Source organism: Micromonospora sp. NPDC048835 (assembly GCF_040649995.1).
Lineage (GTDB): Bacteria > Actinomycetota > Actinomycetes > Mycobacteriales > Micromonosporaceae > Micromonospora.
The window spans coordinates 44978-60076 of record NZ_JBEZGM010000019.1 but is presented as its reverse complement, the minus strand read 5'-3'; the positions used below and the strand labels follow the sequence as shown (position 1 = coordinate 60076).

Sequence of the window (15099 nt, the reverse complement as noted above, 5' to 3'; positions counted from 1 at the left end):
CGTCAGAGCTCGGCGAGGCTGCCGGCGTACATCTTGTCGATCTCGGCGGCGAAGTTGCTCTCCACGCCACGGCGCTTGATCTTCAACGACGGGGTGATCTCGCCGTCCTCGATCGTCAGGTCACGCGGCAGGATGGCCACCTTCTTGATCGTCTCCCAGCGGTTGAGCTTGGCGTTGAGCTGGGCGACGTACTCCTCCACCATGGTCTGGGCCTCGGCCGAGGCGACGATCTCGGTGTAGCTGCGCCCCTCCAGCGGGCCGCCGGCGACCCAGCCCCGGATCGCGTCCGGGTCGAGGGTGACGAGCATCGTGCAGAAGTTGCGGGCCTGACCGACGACGACCGCCTGCGAGGTGTACGGGCAGATGGCCTTGAACATGCCCTCGATGTGCGACGGCGCGATGTACTTGCCGCCCGAGGTCTTGACCAGGTCCTTCTTGCGGTCGGTGATGCGCAGGTAGCCCTGCTCGTCGAGGGTGCCGATGTCACCGGTCCGGAAGAAGCCGTCCTCGGTGAACGAGGCGGCGGTCTCCTCCGGCAGGTTGTGGTAGCCGCGCATCACCGGCCGGCCGCGCACCAGGATCTCGCCGTCGGTGTCGATCTTGCACTCCAGGTCGCCCATCGCCCGGCCCACGGTGCCGATCCGCAGCCCGTCCGGCGGGTTGACGAAGTTGCCGGCGCTGGTTTCGGTGAGGCCGTAGCCCTCGGAGATCGGCAGGTTCGCGGCGGCGAAGAAGGTGGCGATCTCCGGGCTGAGCGGCGCGGCACCGGACACCAGCACCCGCATCCGGCCACCCAGCCGGGCCTGGAGCTTGCTGAACACCAGCTTCTCGGCCAGCCCGTAGCGCAGCTTCAGCCCGCCCGGCACCGGCTTGCCGGCCTGCTCCAGGGTGACCTTCTCCTTGCCGACGCCGACGGCCCAGGCGAAGATCTTCGCCTTCGCGCCACCCGCGCCCTGAGCGGTGGTCACGGCCTTGTTGTAGACCTTCTCGAACACCCGCGGCGCACCGCACATCAACGTGGGACGGATGACCGAGAGGAGGTCGACGAGCCTGTCCACCCGACCGTCGACGTAGGTGGGCAGGCCGACGTGGATGGCGCCACAGAGCAGGGTCTTGCCGAACGAGTGGGCCAGCGGCAGCCACAGGTACTGCAGGTCGTCGTCGCGCAGCAACCCGACCTCCGCCTGCGCCACGGCCTCCCAGCACCAGCCGCCGTGCAGCAGCTCGACGCCCTTGGGCTGGCCGGTGGTGCCGGAGGTGTAGATCAGGGTGGCCAGGTGGTCCGGGCCGATGCCGGCGACCAGCATGTCGATCAGATCCGGTTCGGCGGCCAGCGCCTGGGCGCCGCGTTCCTCCAGGTCGGCGAGCGTCAACTGGGCGACCTCGGCGGTCGGGTCGACATCACCGTCGAGGAGCACCACGTGGGTGAGCGCGGGCAGGGTCGCCCCGGCGATCTTCGCCGCCTGGGCCGGGTTCTCCGCGAACAGCACCTTCGACGCGGAGTCGGCGATGATGTACGTCGCGTCGGTCGGCTCGGTGGTCGGGTAGACGGTGGTGGTCGCGCCGCCGGCGCACATGATGCCGAGGTCGGCGATCACCCACTCCAGCCGGGTGTTGGCGAGGATCGCGACCGGGTCCTCCTGGCCGACGCCCAGGCCGTGCAGGCCGGCGGCGACCGCCCTGGCGCGCTGGCCGACCTGCGCCCAGGTCAGCCAGACGGGCCCCGAGTCGTCGGGGTTCGGGGACGCGAACGCGTGTCGGTCGGGGGTGGCCGCCACGCGCTTGAGGAACATGTCCGGGATGGAGCGGTACGGTACATCGAGAGCCATCGCTGTAGCCGCCTTCGGGGGTGGTGGCGTGACGGTCGTCACGTCATGATGGTTACCGAAGAGTATTGCCTGTCCCCGTGCATCGGCTAGCCCTGGTGATCGTCCGGCGGCCCCATCGCACCGACAGGCGCGGCCGATCAGGCGTACCGGGCAGCCACCACTGACCAGTCGTAGGTGGCCCGGACCCAGTTGCGCCTGGCGCTCAGCGCGGCGCGGATCCCGTCGTCGCCGGCGGCCAGCAGCGCCTCCTCGGCGTCCAGGTACGTCGCCAACCCCTGGTTGAACCGGTGCGCCGCACTCCGCAGCGCGGTCACCTCGTCCGCGTCGCTGTCCTGGGCGATCACCGTCACCAGGTTGTGCGCCTCCGGGTCGGCACTGCTCTCCTTGCCGTAGGAGAAGAGGTCGTTGCACCAGCAGACCAGGTCGACCGCAAGCAGGTCCAGGGCGACAAGCCCCGGGTCGGCGCGCTGGGCCGGCCCGGACGGTCGGGTCGACGCCAGATCGGTCAGGGTGAGGCAGGGGTGGACCCCGCCGATGTGCCGGCGTAGCTGGAGGTACTCCGCGACCTCGGGTACGCGCCGACGTTCCCGGTTGCCGGCCTCCCAGAGCAGCGCCAACAGGTACTCCCGCATCTGGCTGACGAAGCGCAGCAGCAGTGCCGCGTGGTCGTGCAGCCGGGTCCGGCGGCAGAGGTCGTGCAGCGCGTCACCGAGCGGCCCGACGGCGGGCGGCACGATGTCCGGGTCGCCGCACTTGTCGAGGACGTCGAGCAGGGTGCTGATCGCCGGACCGAGCCGGACCGGGTCGGCCCCGAGACCGTCCTCGTCGCAGGCGTCGTCCATCACGAAGAGCCAGCTGATCAGGTCGGTGAGGAGCCGCAACCCCTCCACCGAGCCGTCCGGGCAGGCCCGCCCGGCCAGCCCGGCGGCGTCGGCGCGCACCAGGCGGTGCACCCGTTGACTGGAGTCGACCAGACCGAATGCGCGCGCCCACTCGACGCTCTCGCTCGCCACCTGCTCCGTGGCGCCATGGCGCCCCGTGGGAAACGGGGGCTCCCGCAGCGCCGAGATCGCGAAACTTCGCACAGTGCGCCCCCACTTCGTGCCGCCCGGCGCGGAGCGGCGCGCTGAAGCGTACGGGAGGAGGTATCAGCGTGTTTCGCTGGGTGTGGGAAATTCCACAGCTATTTGGTGACCGTTTACGCACACACGGTCACATGCCCAGGTTGGCGGCGCGTAGCTGCCGAGCCGCCTCCACCGAACCGTTGAGCTGGACCCGGGCCACCCGTTGCCGGCCGGAAAAGAACAGCACCAACTCGGCGGGGGCGCCGACCAGGCGCAGTCGCTCACCGCCACGACCCACGGAGACCTCACCGTGCCCGGGGGCCTGCACGAAGAGGTCCGCGGCGAAGCGGCGCAGCGCCAGCCGGGCCATCGGCGCGGCCCGTTTCCAGAGCGCGCTCTGCAGGCCGGGGGACAGGTCGCGCGGTTGCCACCCGGAGACGGCCCGCCGGACGTCCTCGTGGTGGATGAAGAACTCCATCGTGTTCGCCACCTCGTCGGTCAACGGGTTGCTGACCGGGCTCCACAGCGGCGGTCGTCGTACCTGCGCCACCAGCTCCGGGTAGGGCCGTGCGGCGAGTCGCTGACGGACCCGCTCGGCGTAAGCGCGCAGCGGCGGCAGCACGATGCCACCCGCCGCGTCCGGACGGCGCTCGCGCAGCACCAGATGCGCGGCCAGGTCACGGGTCGCCCAGCCCTCGTTGATCGTCGGGGCGGTCGGCCCGAGGGCCAGGAGAAGGTCGGCCAGCGCCTCGCGCTCGGCTCGGGCGTACCGCGGCATGGCCCGATCGTAGGCCCGGTGGTCCGTCGGCGCGCGGCGGCGGACGCCGGTGGCGTCCGCGGCACACCGCCGACCGGCACGTGATGGTCGACATATCCGGTCGGGGTCGGCGGTGCTGGCCTCGACCAGTAAGGATGAGGGAGATAATTGCGGCTTACGGCGGGGGAGAGCGTGGCGAGCAAGACAAGTCGGGACGTTCTCAGTCGAGGGCTGGGGGTCCTGCGGCAGGCGATTCGGGAGCAGCCGCGCATCTTCGCGGTGGCGGTCGTCGGCAGCGTGCTCTTCGGCGGGATGATCATTGTCAGTGCCCGGGTCGTCGGGGCGGTCATCGGCGAGGTGGCGCTTCCGGCCATCGAACGCGGCGAGGTGGGCTCGGGCACCCTGGCGCTGGCCGCGGCCGCGTTGTTCGGGATCAGCGTGCTGCGGGTGGCCGGCATCTTCGGCCGCCGGCTGGGCGCCGGCTACATGCAGTACCGGCTCCAGGCCTCCTACCGCCGCCGGGTGACCCGTCGGTACCTGGAGTTGCCGCTGTCCTGGCACCACCGAAACTCCACCGGCACCCTGCTGTCGAACGCCAACTCGGACGTGGAGGCGGCGTGGTATCCGATCGCGCCGCTACCGTTCGCCGTCGGCACGCTGGTGATGCTCGTCGGCGCGATCGTGTCGCTGTTCGCCACCGACTGGGCGCTCGCCCTGGTCGGTCTCGCGGTCTTCCCCGCGCTGTTCGCGCTCAACGTCGTCTACTCCCGCCGGATGGCCCCCCGGCAGGCCCGCGCGCAGCGCCTGCGCGCCGAGGTCAGCGGGATCGCCCACGAGAGCTTCGACGGCGCCCTGGTGGTCAAGACGATGGGCCGCGAGGCCCAGGAGACCGCCCGGTTCGCGGGCCGCGCCGGTGAGCTGCGCGACTCGCTGATCGCTGTCGGCCGGCTGCGCGGCATCTTCGACCCGCTGCTGGAGACACTGCCCAGCCTCGGCACCCTCGCCGTCCTGGTGGTCGGGGCGTTCCGGCTGCGGCAGGGCGCGATCAGCGTGACGGAGCTGGTCAGCGTGGCATTCCTCTTCACCGTGCTGGCCTTTCCGGTGCGGGCCATCGGTTGGGTGCTTGCCGAGTTGCCGCGCAGCGTCGCCGGCTGGGACCGGGTCCGCCGGGTGCTCGACGCCACCGGCGAGATGCCGTACGGGCAGCGGGTGCTCGCGGCCGGCTCCGGCCCGGCCACCCTCAGCTTCGCCGACGTGCACTACTCCTACCCGCCGGCCGAGGCGCACCCGCCAGGCGTGCAGGTCCTCGGCGAGGTCGGCTTCACGGTGCCGCCCGGTCGGACGGTTGCCCTGGTGGGGCCCACCGGCGCCGGCAAGTCCACGATCACGTCGCTCGCGGTGCGCCTCGTCGACCCCGACTCCGGCACGGTGTGCCTGGACGGCGTGGACGTACGCGAGCTGACCCCCGCGTCGCTGGCCGGCACGGTGGCCCTGGTCGCCCAGGTGCCCTTCATCTTCGACGACACCGTCCGCGCCAACATCGCCCTCGACCGGCCCGGCGTCGACGACGAGGTGGTCTGGGCGGCGCTGCGGCTGGCCGAGGCGGACGGCTTCGTCGCCGCGCTCCCCGACGGTCTGGACACCATGGTCGGCGAGCGGGGCACCTCGCTCTCCGGCGGTCAGCGCCAACGGCTCACCCTGGCCCGCGCGCTCGCCGGTCGGCCGCGCCTGCTGGTCCTCGACGACGCGACGAGCGCTGTCGATCCTCGAGTGGAGGCGGCCATCCTGGCGGGGCTGCGGTCGTCGACCGCCGAGGCGGGGGTCCCGGCCGCGTCGATCCTGGTGGTGGCGTACCGCCGGGCCACCATCGCGCTCGCCGACGAGGTCATCTATGTGGAGCAGGGGCGGGTGGTGGCCCGGGGCACCCACAGCGAGTTGTTGGCCTCCGTGCCGGGGTACGTCGACCTGGTGACCGCCTACGAGCAGGCCGAGGTCGACCGCGCGCAGGAGAGTTCGTACGACGACGACGTGGCGCCGTTGCCGTCGGGCCTGGAAATCGAGGTGGACCGGTGAGCGCGAGGAGTGCAGCGAAGCGGAGCCCCGCAGTCGCGAACGAGAAGGCGGGCCCGGTGAGCGTCAAGATCGAAGAGCGGGACGAGAGGGCCGAGACGACCTGGCAGACCCTTCGTCGCGGCCTGGCGCTCTCGCCGGAGCTTCGCATCGGTCTGGCCGGCACGTTGGGCCTGGCGTTGGTCTACATGATCGGTCGGGTCGCCGTGCCGGTCGCCGTGCAGCAGGGCATCGACCGGGGCCTCGTCGGTGGTCTGAAGCTGAACGTGGTCTGGTCGGTGGTGGCGATCACCGCGGCGATCCTGGCGGTCACCACGGTCTGCGGCTATCTGATGATGCGCCGGCTGTTCACGGTCAGCGAGACGGCGTTGGCAAACGTCCGGACCCGGGCGTTCCGACACGTGCACGACCTGTCGATGTTGCACCAGCAGTCGGAGCGGCGGGGTTCGCTGGTCTCGCGGGTGACGAGCGACGTCGACCAGATCACCCAGTTCCTCCAGTGGGGCGGGGTGATCCTGCTGGTCAACCTGGGTCAGTTGGTGGTCACGACGGCCGTCATGCTGGCGTACTCCTGGCAGTTGACCCTTGTGGTGTTGGCCGCGTTCGCGCCGGCGGTGTTCGTCATCCGGCAGTTGCAACGCCGCCTCGGCTCGGCGTACGCGACGGTGCGCCAACGCACCGGGACGCTGCTCGGCGCGATCGGCGAGAGCGTGGTGGGCGCCCCGGTGATCCGGGCGTACGGGATCGCCGGCCGCACCGAGCGGCGGCTGGACGAGGCGATCGACAGCCAGCGTCTGGCGCAGCAGCGGGCGATCCGGATCAGCATCGTGGGCAGCTCGGTAGGTGAGTTGGCGGCGGGGTTGGCGCTGGCCGGCGTGGTGGTGCTCGGCGTGCTGTTGGGCGTGGACGGCACGCTGTCGATCGGTCAGCTGACCGCGTTCCTCTTCCTGGTTACGCTCTTCATCCAGCCGGTGCAGATCGCCACCGAGGTGCTCAACGAGGCGCAGAACGCGATCGCCGGCTGGCGTCGGGTGCTTGACGTGCTGGACGTCGCCCCGGACGTGGCCGACCCCGGTGAGCAGGGGCGTAACCTGCCGGGCGGGCCGTTGGACATCAGGTTCTCCGGTGTGCGGTTCGCCTACCCGGGTGGTCCGCCGGTGCTGCACGACATCGACCTGGAGATTCCGGCGAAGAGCCGGGTGGCGGTGGTGGGTGAGACCGGCAGCGGCAAGACCACGTTCGCCAAGTTGCTGACCCGTCTGATGGACCCGTCGGCCGGCGCGGTGCTGCTGTCCGGGGTGCCGCTGACCGACGTCCGGTTCGACTCGCTGCGCTCCCGCGTGGTGATGGTGCCGCAGGACGGGTTCCTCTTCGACGCGACGGTGGGGGACAACGTCCGGTTCGCCCGGCCGGAGCTGACCGACGAAGAGCTCAGCACCGCCTTCACCGAGCTGGGCCTGTCGGACTGGCTGGAGGGTCTGCCGGCCGGTCTGGGCACGCCGGTCGGGGAGCGTGGTGAGGCGCTCAGTGTCGGGGAGCGCCAGCTCGTCGCGTTGGCCCGTGCGTACGTGGCCGACCCGGACCTGCTGGTGCTCGACGAGGCGACGAGCGCGGTGGACCCGGCGACCGAGGTGCGGTTGCAACGGACGCTCGACGCGGTCACCCGAGGTCGGACCACCCTCGCGATCGCGCACCGGCTCTCCACGGCGCAGGCCGCCGACGAGGTGATCGTGGTGGACCGGGGTCGGGTGGTCCAGCGCGGCTCGCACGACGAGTTGGTCCGCGACGCCGACTCGGTGTACGGCCTGCTCTACGCCTCCTGGTTGGAGCAGACCCGGTGAGGTGCGCCGGTGTGGTGGACGAGGGCGGGCGGGTGCTCTAGGCTCCGGGTTAGGTAAGCCTAACCTTCGAAGGAGGTCGCGCTCATGCGGCCCAACTCCGCCGAGATCGTCCGTACCCTCGTCGCCGGCCGCCTGCCCGGCCTGGTGCACCTGGCCCACCGGCCGGGCCCGCACCATGCCCGGCACGTCACCGACGCCGACGGGCGGGTGCTGCTGCTGGTGCCGGTGGCCAGCCACCTGGCCGCCGCCCTGCAACCGGTGGCCGGCGGCAGCGACGTCGCGGTGGTGCTCGACGTGCTCGACCTGCCGCCCGCGGCCGGCGCGCCCGGCCTGGGTCGCGCCTGGGTGTCCGGTTGGGCGGCCGAGCTGCGCGGCGACGAGGCCCGTCACGCGGCTGTCGACTTCGCCACGGTGGAGCCGACCGGCGACCTGCTCGACCTGGGCACCCGGTTCCGGCTGTTCCGGTTCGAGGTGGTCGAGGTCCGCTGGGAGCGGGCCGGCGTCGTGCGCCGGATCGACCCGGTGGAGTACGCCGAGGCCGAGCCGGACCCGGTGCACCCGGTCGAGGCCCGGCTGCTCACCGACCTCGCCGAGTGCCACAGCGTCGAGGTGACGGAGTACCTGCGTCGGCAGCTCGGGCTGACCGAGCAGGCCCCGGACGGTCCACCCCGGGTGGTGCGGATCGACCGCTACGGGCTGGTGGTCGCCCTCGGCCGCCCCGGAGCCCGGCGTCGGGTCCGGCTGGCCTTCCCCGGCCCGGTCGCCGACCCCGCCGAGCTGCCGAACCTGCTCCCCCCACTACGCCCCAAAGCCCAATCCCACCCCCCGCGCTAACCCGCGCCCCGCCCTGCCCCCTGGTTCGTCGATCATGGAGTTGTGGTGGGTGACAACTCGCCCATGAGGCACCGAACCAGGCACCACAACTCCATGATCGACGGCGCCAAGTTGCCTGTCTCCGCGATCTTGCAACTGCTGTCGCGGCATAGCGGGCATTTGCGTGTAAACCGTCAGCAGAAGGCGCAAGATCGGCGCGGGGCGTCCGAGCGGGCAGGACGGGAGGGCAAGCGCTTTCGGGTCAGGTTGGCAGGGGGGCGGTCAGGTAGCGCTGGATCGTGGGGCCGATCGCGGCCACCAGGGTTTCCGGGTCTGCCGAGGCGACCGGCTCTAGGCGTACCACGTGCCGCATCATGGCCAGGCCGATCATCTGGGTGGCGACCAGGGAGCCCCGCAGCGGAAGCTCCACCGGGTCGACGTCGAGGTTCTCCAGCACCCGACGCAGCACCTGGGTGGTGACGAACTCGCGCAGCAGGCGAGCGGTCCACTCGTTGCTCACCGCGGAGCGCAGCAGTGCCTGTGCGGCGCTGCCGGTGGGGGAGTCCCAGACGCCGAGGAAGACGCGCACCATCCGTTCGCCGGCGCCGTCCCGGTCACCGGCGAGCACCTTCGGCACCAGTTGGCCGGGGTCGACCGGAAAGTTCATCGCGGCCAGAAAGAGCTGGTCCTTGCTGCCGAAGTAGTGGTGCACGAGCGCCGGGTCGACCTGCGCCGTGCCGGCGATGGCCCGGATCGAGGCGGCGTCGAAGCCACGGTCGGCGAACGCCGTGCGCGCCGCGTCGAGAATCGCCTCCCGGGTGCCCGGGTTGCCGGGTCGCCGGCCGGTCCGCCGCGTCATCGCCGCCCTTCGTTCGTCCGCCTGGCCCGTCGTGGCCCGGCCCGCGCCCGCGCCGGTGGCGGCTGCCCGCGCCGGCCGCCGCCCCCGACGCTCGCGGTCAGCCGCTGCGCCGACGCAGGGTGGCCGCCGCGAGCACGAGCGCCAGCACCACCGCGCCGAGCACCACCGCGGCGTCGCGCCACATCCGGCCGGTCGGTTCGGCGTGGGCGCCGACCTCCTGCAGCGCCTCGATGGCGTACGACAGGGGGAAGGCGTCACTGAGCGCCTGGAGCCAGCCGGCCATCTGGTCGCGGGCCACGAACAGCCCGCAGAGCAGTAGTTGGGGGACCACCACGACTGGCAGGAACTGTACTGCCTGGAACTCGGTGCGCGCGAAGGCACTGCACAGCAGCCCGAGGGCGACGCCGAGGACCGCGTCGAGCACCGCGATCCCGATCACCAGCCCGATGCTGCCGGCGGTCTCCAGACCGAAGATCCAGTACGCCACGGCGGCGGCGACGGCGGCCTGCACGGCGGCGGCCAGCCCGAACGCGATGCCGTACCCGAAGAGCAGGTCGAGCTTGCCCAGCGGGGTGGTCAGCAGGCGTTCCAACGTGCCCGAGGTGCGTTCCCGCAGCATGGCGATGCTCGTCACCAGGAACATGATCACGAAGGGGAAGATGCCGAGCATCACCAGCGCGATCCGGTCGAAGGTCGTCGGTTGGCCGGGCGGGGTCGGCTGGTCGGCGTACATGAAGTAGACCAGGGTGAGCAGGGCGGCCGGCACCACCACGAGCAGCGCGATGGTCCGCCGGTCGTGCCGGAGCTGACGCAGGATGCGGCCGGTGGTGGCGGCGAGGATTCGCGGGTTCATGCTGTCTCCCGTGCGACTGACGCGTCGGTGGTGGCGGCGGCCTCGCTGGCGCGGATGAGCCGCAGGAACGCCTCGTCGAGGTCGTCCACCCCGGCGGCGGCGCGGACCGCGGCCGGGCTGTCGTCGGCGATCAGCCGCCCCTGGCGGATCAGCAGCAGCTGGTCGCAGCGCGCCGCCTCGTCCATCACGTGGCTCGACACCAGCAGGGTGGTGCCGGTGGCGGCCATCGCGTGGAACCGGGCCCACAGGTCGGCCCGCAGCACCGGGTCCTGACCGACCGTCGGCTCGTCGAGGATGACCAGCTCCGGCTCGCCGACCAGGGCGCAGGCCAGCGAGGCGCGGCTGCGTTGACCGCCGGAGAGGGTGGCGACCAGTTGGCCGGCGGCCTCGGCCAGCCCGACGTCGCTGATCGCCCGATCGGCCTCGACCCGCCCACGCCCGTAGAGGGCCGCGAAGTAGCGGGCGTTCTCCCGGACGGTCAGGTCGGCGTAGACGCTCGGCGCCTGGGTCAGGTAGCCCACCCGGTGCCGTAGCGCGGGGGTGCCCGCCGGTCGGCCGAGCACGGTGACCGCCCCACCACTGACCAGCTGCACCCCGACCACCGCACGCATGAACGTGGTCTTGCCGCTGCCGCTGGGGCCGAGCAGCCCGGTGACCGCGCCGCGCGGGACGCGGCAGCTGATGCCGTCCAGCACCCGCCGCCCACCCCGGTCGACGACCAGGTCCCGGACGGCTATCGCATCGTCCATCGTGCACCTCCACAGAAACTCATCACTTGTTGAACTCAACGCTAGATGAAATATCGTGCCGCGCGCAACGGGGCCGGATCGGTGTCCGCCCGTCGACCATCGCGCACACCGCGAGAACGGGCAGCAGGTTCCGGACCGGACACGAAGTCCGCCAACGGGCATTGCGTACTGATCGGACGTACGGCACGATGGCGCCGTGGGTCACGCTCCGTTACCGGACAGCGGTTTTCTCGAGGATTGGGCCGCGCGGTTGCGGCAGGCCGCCGAGCGGCCGGTCGTCGGCATCCTGTTACGGGGCAGTCACGCCCGCCGCGCCGCCACCGCACACAGCGACGTCGACCTCGACGTGTTGGTGGGCGGCGCTCCGTACGCGGCCCGCCGGGCCTACCTGGACGAGTCCGCAGGCCAGGTCACCCACGTCTCGGTGGCCGCCCGGGACGTCCGGTCCTGGGTGCACCGACTCGGCGAACCTGCCGACTGGGCGTTCGGACTGCCGGTCACCGCGCCGGCGCGGCTGCTCTGGGCCGACCCGCACTGGCGGCCCCGGATCGACCTGCCGGTGCTCTGCCAGCCGGCCGAACCACCCCGACTGGAAGAGATGATCGCCACGCTGGGTAAGGCCGCCGCTGCCCGCGCGGCAAGCGACCGCCTCGGGGTCCGGCTCGCCGTCGCCGACCTGGCGCGGCTCTGCCCGTCCGTGCTGCGCCCGGCCAACCCGTCGGTACGGGTCCACTCCCGCCGGGCCGCCTTCGCGGCCGCCCTGGAACTGCCGGTGGCCCCACCCGGTTACCGGACGGACATGCTGCTCTGCCTCGGGCTGCGTCCGGGCGCCACCGGGCAGCTCTGGGCCGCCGCCGTCCGGCTGGTCGCCGGCACACTGCCGTTGATCCGGCCGTACGCCGAGGAGATCGCCGACACCGCCGGCGCGGACCTGGCCGCCGCCCTGGTGGACGGCAGGCTGGACCGCTATGTCGCCCAGCTCGCCCGACCGGCCGGACCCCCACCACCGCCCCGGCCCGCGGGGCCCGTGCCGCCGTCCTGGCGGGAGCGGTCTGCGGCGCCGGCGCCGCGTGCGGGAGACTTGCTGACTGTGCCCGTACCTGACCCGCCGGTGACCGGCGTCCCCAGCGATCCGAACGAGCTGCCCGCGCCCACGCTCGCGCGTCCGTCCCGGCTCGACCCCGCCATCGCGGCCCGACTGCGCCGCACCGTCGACGGCCTGGTCGCCGCCGTGGTACGAGCGCACGACTCCGGCGAGGTGCTGATGGTCGCCTGGATGGACGACGAGGCGTTGCACCGCACCCTCACCACCGGCCGGGCCACCTACTGGTCGCGCAGCCGACGCGAATACTGGGTCAAGGGCGAGACCTCGGGGCACCACCAGTACGTGCGGTCGGTCGCGCTCGACTGCGACGGGGACGCACTGTTGGTCAGCGTGGACCAGGTCGGCGCGGCCTGCCACACCGGCCACCGGACCTGCTTCTACACCGAGCTGCCCGTCGTCACCCCGGAGGCGCTCCCATGACCGACGGCGCGGTCAGCCCCGACCTGGCCACCTTCACCGAGCTGGCCGCCGCCTGGCGGGTGGTGCCGGTCACCCGGCGGCTGCTGGCCGACGCGGAGACCCCGGTCGGGGTCTACCGGAAGCTGGCCGGCGGGCCGGGCACGTTCCTGCTCGAGTCGGCCGAGCAGGGCGTCGGATCCGCCGGCATGGCCTGGTCGCGGTACTCGTTCATCGGCGTTCGCAGCAGCGCGACCCTGATCGAACGCGACGGCGTGGCGACCTGGCTCGGCCAACCGCCGAGCGGGCTGGCCACCGAGGGCGACCCGGTGCGGATGCTGCGGGAGACGGTGGCCGCCCTCGCCGGCCCGATCGGGGACCCGTCCGACGGTCTGCCGCCGCTGACCGGGGGCATGGTCGGCTACCTCGGCTACGACCTGATCCGGCGCTTCGAGCGGTTGCCCGAGCTGACCGAGGACGACCTGGGCGTGCCCGAGCTGGGCATGATGCTCGCCACCGACCTGGTGGTGCTCGACCACTACGACGGTTCGGCGATCCTGGTCGCCAACGCGGTGCTGCCGCCGTTGGACGCCCCGGACCGCGCCCCGCAGGTCGCCGCCGCGTACCACCACGCGGTGGGCCGCCTGGACGCGATGACCACGGCGCTCTCCCGCCCGATCCCGCCGATGATCTCCACGGTCGAGCGTCCGCCGGCCGGCGAGGTGCAGTGCCGTACGCCCGAGGGTGGTTACCCGAAGGCGGTCGAGGCGGCCAAGGAGGCGATCCGGGCCGGCGAGTGCTTCCAGATCGTGCTCTCCCAGCGCTTCGAACGGACGACCCACGCCGACCCGCTCGACATCTACCGGGTGCTGCGCACCAGCAATCCCAGCCCGTACATGTACCTGCTGCGCTTCGACGGGTTCGACATCGTCGGCTCGTCCCCGGAGGCGCACCTGAAGGTCACCGCCGCCGCGGACGGGCAACGCCGGGCGTTGCTGCACCCGATCGCCGGCACCCGGCCGCGCGGCGGCACCCCCGCCGCCGACGCCGCCCTCGCCGCCGAGCTGCTCGCCGACCCCAAGGAACGGGCCGAGCACGTGATGCTCGTCGACCTCGGCCGCAACGACCTGGGTCGGGTCTGTCAGCCCGGCAGCGTGGAGGTGCCCGAGTTCGCCACCATCGAGCGGTACAGCCACGTCATGCACATCGTCTCCACCGTCACCGGCACGCTGCGTGACGACCAGACCGCCTTCGACGCGCTGGCGGCGACCTTCCCGGCGGGCACGCTCTCCGGGGCGCCGAAGGTGCGCGCCATGGAGATCATCGAGGAGTTGGAGCCGGTCCGCCGGGGCCTCTACGGCGGCACCGTCGGCTACTTCGGTTTCGGCGGTGACCTGGACATGGCGATCGCCATCCGGACGGCGCTCGTCCGCGAGGGTCGCGCCTACGTCCAGGCCGGGGCGGGGGTCGTCGCGGACTCGGACCCGGCCGCCGAGGACCAGGAGACCCGGAACAAGGCCGCTGCCGTGCTGGCCGCGATCGCCGCCGCCGAAACCCTCCGGCCCGCTCGGTGAGCGCGAGGAGTGCAGCGCAGCGGAGCCCCGCAGTCGCGAACGAAGGGCGGGCTCGGTGAGCGCGAGGAGTGCAGCGCAGCGGAGCCCCGCAGTCGCGAACGAAGGGCACATTCAGTGAGTGGGCGGCGGTCCGTGACGGGCCGGCGGGCGTTGACGTACGCCGTGTTGCTCTGCCTGGCCGGCGCGGGCCTGGCGCTCTGGGCCGCGACGCGTAGCTGGTCGGTCGAGTTGACGCTACGCCCGGCGCCGCTGCCGCCGGTGCGCGACACCCGCAGCGGTGCGAGCATGCTGCCCTGGCTGCCGGCGTTGGCCCTGGTGACGTTGGCCGGGGGCGGCGCGGTGCTGGCCACCCGGGGTCACCTGCGGCGGGTGCTCGGTGCGCTGCTCGGTGTGCTCGGTCTGGCGGTGGCGGCCGGCGGCGGGTACGGGCTGGTGGCCGACCTGGGTGGCCCGGTGAGCCGGCAGTGGCCGGCGCTCTGCCTGATCGGTGGTCTGCTGGCCGCCGTGGGTGGCTGGTGGACGGCGTTGCGCGGGGGTGACTGGCCGGCGATGGGCGCCCGCTACGAGCGTCCGACGCGGGCCGTTCCGGCGGTCGCGTCGACGCCGCGCGACCCCGCCGAGCCGTCGACGCCGTTGGCGGGGCGGCGGACCACCGAGGCGTGGGACGCGCTGGACCGGGGCGAGGACCCGACGGACGACTGACGTGCTGGCGCTGTGGGCCGGGCGTTTCAGCCGACCGGCTGGCGTTCCCACTGGGCGCGGTGGCTGGTGGCACGGGCGGCGGTCAGCTCGGCGACCAGGCGGTTCAGCTCGGCGCGTTGGTCGGCGCGGGCCCGGTCGGCGCAGACCGCCTCCCAGGCGTTGCCCCGTGCCGTCCGCATCCGTCCCTCGCCCACCACGGCCCGTTCCACCGTGTGCACCACGCCGACGGCGAGCGATGCCACAGTCCGCGAGATGGTGGTCAGTCCGATTGTCGGGTGCGGCTCGAAGCTACTCATGGTCACCTCGCACGAGGAGTTGCGGCGGTCGGGGCAGGCGCGCCATCGAGTCTGCCCGAGGACGATGCTCGCCGGCCGACGTTTCGTCGTGGTGACCGCCCGGTCAACTGTCTCTTCCCGGCCGTGACCAGGGACCGTTCGTGCGGCCTTGAGCTTGCTCACAGCATCGACCCGCGTCGCTGTCGTCGGGC

The 15099-nt window shown here is 72.6% G+C and carries 13 protein-coding genes and 1 pseudogene; 7 read left to right on the top strand and 7 right to left on the bottom strand.

From position 1 onward, the window contains the following. Positions 1–2 precede the first annotated feature (2 nt). The 3 genes from AB0C15_RS22310 to AB0C15_RS22300 form a co-directional block, all read right to left on the bottom strand. A complete protein-coding gene (locus AB0C15_RS22310) occupies positions 3–1829 on the bottom strand; it encodes a long-chain fatty acid--CoA ligase (RefSeq protein ID WP_357354823.1) in 1827 nt (608 codons plus the stop codon). A 137-nt stretch (positions 1830–1966) separates the two neighbouring features. Further along, the gene (locus tag AB0C15_RS22305; protein WP_357354821.1) at positions 1967–2842 is read right to left on the bottom strand and encodes a terpene synthase; all 876 of its coding nucleotides are present in this window, start codon (positions 2840–2842) and stop codon (positions 1967–1969) included. Between the two features lie 199 nt (positions 2843–3041). Then, complete coding sequence (locus AB0C15_RS22300) at positions 3042–3671, bottom strand: TIGR03085 family metal-binding protein (protein WP_357354819.1); 630 nt, start codon at positions 3669–3671, stop codon at positions 3042–3044. A gap of 171 nt (positions 3672–3842) precedes the next feature. Here AB0C15_RS22300 and AB0C15_RS22295 point away from each other — a divergent pair, with 171 nt between their 5' ends. The 3 genes from AB0C15_RS22295 (at position 3843) to AB0C15_RS22285 (ending at position 8395) form a co-directional block, all read left to right on the top strand. Further along, on the top strand, positions 3843–5723 hold the full coding sequence (locus tag AB0C15_RS22295) for an ABC transporter ATP-binding protein (RefSeq protein WP_357354817.1): 1881 nt from the start codon (positions 3843–3845) through the stop codon (positions 5721–5723). A 56-nt stretch (positions 5724–5779) separates the two neighbouring features. Continuing rightward, entirely contained in the window at positions 5780–7561 is a 1782-nt protein-coding gene (locus tag AB0C15_RS22290) for an ABC transporter ATP-binding protein (RefSeq protein ID WP_357354815.1), read from the top strand. 84 nt (positions 7562–7645) lie between these two features. Beyond that, on the top strand, positions 7646–8395 hold the full coding sequence (locus AB0C15_RS22285) for a DUF2470 domain-containing protein (RefSeq protein ID WP_357354813.1): 750 nt from the start codon (positions 7646–7648) through the stop codon (positions 8393–8395). Between the two features lie 241 nt (positions 8396–8636). On the opposite strand, the gene AB0C15_RS22280 is transcribed toward AB0C15_RS22285, so the two are convergent. The 3 genes from AB0C15_RS22280 to AB0C15_RS22270 all read right to left on the bottom strand — a co-directional run bounded on the left by AB0C15_RS22280 (position 8637) and on the right by AB0C15_RS22270 (position 10835). Then, positions 8637–9233: a TetR family transcriptional regulator gene (locus AB0C15_RS22280; RefSeq protein ID WP_357354811.1), complete on the bottom strand. Its 597-nt coding sequence runs from the start codon at positions 9231–9233 to the stop codon at positions 8637–8639. Positions 9234–9330: 97 nt separating this feature from the next. Then, the gene (locus tag AB0C15_RS22275) at positions 9331–10086 is read right to left on the bottom strand and encodes an ABC transporter permease (RefSeq protein WP_357354809.1); all 756 of its coding nucleotides are present in this window, start codon (positions 10084–10086) and stop codon (positions 9331–9333) included. Further along, positions 10083–10835, bottom strand: a complete 753-nt coding sequence (locus AB0C15_RS22270; RefSeq protein ID WP_357354807.1) for an ABC transporter ATP-binding protein — start codon at positions 10833–10835, stop codon at positions 10083–10085. The genes AB0C15_RS22275 and AB0C15_RS22270 overlap by 4 nt, the downstream gene beginning before the upstream one ends. Before the next feature lie 598 nt (positions 10836–11433). Between AB0C15_RS22270 and AB0C15_RS22265 the strand changes: the two are divergent. The 4 genes and pseudogenes from AB0C15_RS22265 to AB0C15_RS22250 all read left to right on the top strand — a co-directional run. Beyond that, a pseudogene (locus tag AB0C15_RS22265) lies at positions 11434–11718 on the top strand (phosphoribosyl-AMP cyclohydrolase); the annotation flags it as partial. Between the two features lie 207 nt (positions 11719–11925). Continuing rightward, the gene (gene hisI / locus AB0C15_RS22260) at positions 11926–12360 is read left to right on the top strand and encodes a phosphoribosyl-AMP cyclohydrolase (protein ID WP_357354952.1); all 435 of its coding nucleotides are present in this window, start codon (positions 11926–11928) and stop codon (positions 12358–12360) included. Continuing rightward, complete coding sequence (locus tag AB0C15_RS22255) at positions 12357–13910, top strand: anthranilate synthase component I (protein WP_357354805.1); 1554 nt, start codon at positions 12357–12359, stop codon at positions 13908–13910. The genes hisI and AB0C15_RS22255 overlap by 4 nt, the downstream gene beginning before the upstream one ends. A 132-nt stretch (positions 13911–14042) precedes the next feature. Beyond that, positions 14043–14612, top strand: a complete 570-nt coding sequence (locus AB0C15_RS22250) for a Trp biosynthesis-associated membrane protein (protein ID WP_357354803.1) — start codon at positions 14043–14045, stop codon at positions 14610–14612. 26 nt (positions 14613–14638) lie between these two features. Here the strand turns inward: AB0C15_RS22250 and AB0C15_RS22245 are convergent, their stop codons facing one another. Continuing rightward, positions 14639–14908, bottom strand: coding sequence for a hypothetical protein (locus AB0C15_RS22245; RefSeq protein WP_357354800.1), 270 nt, complete (start codon positions 14906–14908; stop codon positions 14639–14641). Positions 14909–15099: the final 191 nt, after the last annotated feature.